We start from the raw sequence: 2,102 nt of genomic DNA, 5'->3' as shown, positions 1-2,102 counted from the left end.
TGCTCAGCTATCTCTGTAAGCTCCTCTAGTGTCCTGAGTCTCAACCAATCTTTTAAACCCCAATTTCTTCAGCTCCCTTATGGCAGCTAGTGTTTCTAGTTTGCTCTTGAGCTTCTCAACTTTTGGCTCCCACTGTTCCTTCAGCGTGCTGACCCCTCGTATCTTCTCTATCAAGGTTTCCAGCTTCTTTATCGCCTTCTTGAGTTTATAGCCCCTTAACTCCTCCAGCTTCCCCTCTTTCTCCAGACTTTCCTTTGTCCTCAGAATAAACACTTCCCTTTTTGCCTTCTTCACCTCCTCCAACTTCCTAGCCTCTAGCTGCTTCAAGTCTTCCTGCCCCTTGATTTTCTCTATCTCCTGCTTTAGTTCCCCCATAGTTTCTAGCTTCCTCTCTAGGTCTACTAGCTCCTTACCCTTCAACCGCTTCAGTGTTTCCTTAACCTTGGACAATTCTCTCAATCTCTCTTCTGGTATTAGCTCATCCAACTGTCCTAGCTTTCTAAGCGCTCTTATCTCTTCTAGTTTACCTTCTGCCTTGCTTTGTGGATTATTCTCCCTACGTGTAACTTGAGTACTCTGCTGTGTTAGCACCTCCCTCTTTATCCCTTCTAGCAGCGCTGGTTCCACCTTCAGTTGCTCCAATGCTTCCCTTATCGCTGCTAGTTCTTCTAGCTTTTTCTTAAGATCCTTCACTAGCCCTACCTGACCCTGAAACCCTGTATTGCCACCCACCTTTGGCTCCAACTTCTTAGCCAGCTCCTCTAACTTCTTGACCAACGGACCCCTTAGTCCCTGACTGTCACCCACCCGCATTACCAGAGTCTTCACCTCCTCTATCTTCTTGGTCTCTGTGTCATTGTTGTGGAGCAATCCCAGGAAAATCTCCACTTCCTCCTTTGCCGCTTCCACCTCCTTCATCTTCTCAGCTTCTAGCCCCAATAATATTCGTGCCTCCAGCAGATCCAGCTGTCCACCCAATGCTCTAATCTTCTCAGTCAGCTGTAACCCCTCCTGAATCTCTAGTCCCCCAGCCTTCCGCTTCTCTGCCAATGCTCTAACTTCCTTAATCTCAGCTAGTACCCTGAGCCGTTCCTCTAGCCCCAATTCCTTCAGCTCCCTTATCGCTGCTAGTTCCTGCCCTACTCTTCCAATCCTGCGTAGCAACCACGTTTTGTCCAAATGCTCTGCAAGCTCTGAACCCTTTACCTTCTTCTTCACCTCCTCCAACTTCTCAGCTTCCAGCCTCTCCAAGTCTCTAAGCTTTCTGATTGCCTCCGGTCCCTTCAGTTTCCTTATTTCCTCTATCTCCTTCAGCTTCTTCTCCAGCTCCTCTAGTGAGGTGTATCCTGGCTGCTCCTCCAATATACTGAGCTTCTGTGTGGCTCTTTTCGCCACCTTCTCCAACTCCTCAGTCTCCAGTGTCTCAAGTTGCTCTAACCACTTAAGTTCTCCAAGTTCAGCTAATTTACTTACTTGCTTTGCTAGTTCATGTTGTAGCTTTTCTAATTCTTCTGGTCTGCTCAGTTCTTGTATAACTAGTCCTTCATCAACTCCTACCATCTCCCCAGCAAGTAATGTATCTCCATCTGAGATCTCTCTACTAAACATTGCCCTTACAGGACTAGCTGTTCCTCTTCCTATACTACCTACTACTTCCTTCTTTAATCTATGTACACCAGGAACGCTGGGGGTGCGAGTAGTACACAGAGGTGGGGGATCTGGGTGGCGTGGGAGAGTAGGGACTTGGGTGATGGTGTGGAGGAGAACTTTGACTGTACCCCAGGAACAACATTAGGTGGTTATAGATGGTAGCAATACCACAGTGGGATGAGCCTGAGAAGTCATGGGGTAGGAGATGAGGTTGGGTGACTAGTTGATATGGGAAAGCGGTGAGTGGTGTTGGTAAGCTTATGGCCACTGTATTGAGGGTAATACCAGTTAGTGCAAGGGTGGACGTAGAGGTTTTGGGAGAGTGGTGATGTTGCTAAAACTTAGATTCTTACTCATTGCTGGAGTATTAGCATTTGGTATCTTACATGGTGTACCTGCTGGGGCTGAGGCTGCTAAGGATGATGATACAGCGACTGTTGTTATATGCAATG

The 2,102-nt window shown here is 47.4% G+C and carries 1 protein-coding gene and 1 pseudogene; one reads left to right on the top strand and one right to left on the bottom strand.

Going from position 1 to position 2,102, the window contains the following annotated elements:
• Positions 1-3 precede the first annotated feature (3 nt).
• Complete coding sequence (locus tag GAC_RS04500) at positions 4-1,608, bottom strand: hypothetical protein (protein ID WP_037349572.1); 1,605 nt, start codon at positions 1,606-1,608, stop codon at positions 4-6.
• Positions 1,609-1,978: 370 nt separating this feature from the next.
• Between GAC_RS04500 and GAC_RS06235 the strand changes: the two are divergent.
• Positions 1,979-2,102: pseudogene (locus GAC_RS06235) on the top strand (TrbC/VirB2 family protein); the annotation flags it as partial.

The organism is Anaplasma marginale str. Florida (genome assembly GCF_000215485.1).
In the GTDB taxonomy this organism is placed as follows: Bacteria; Pseudomonadota; Alphaproteobacteria; order Rickettsiales; family Anaplasmataceae; genus Anaplasma; species Anaplasma marginale.
The sequence above is the reverse complement of the archived record's forward strand: the minus strand, read 5'-3'. Positions and strand labels throughout refer to the sequence as shown.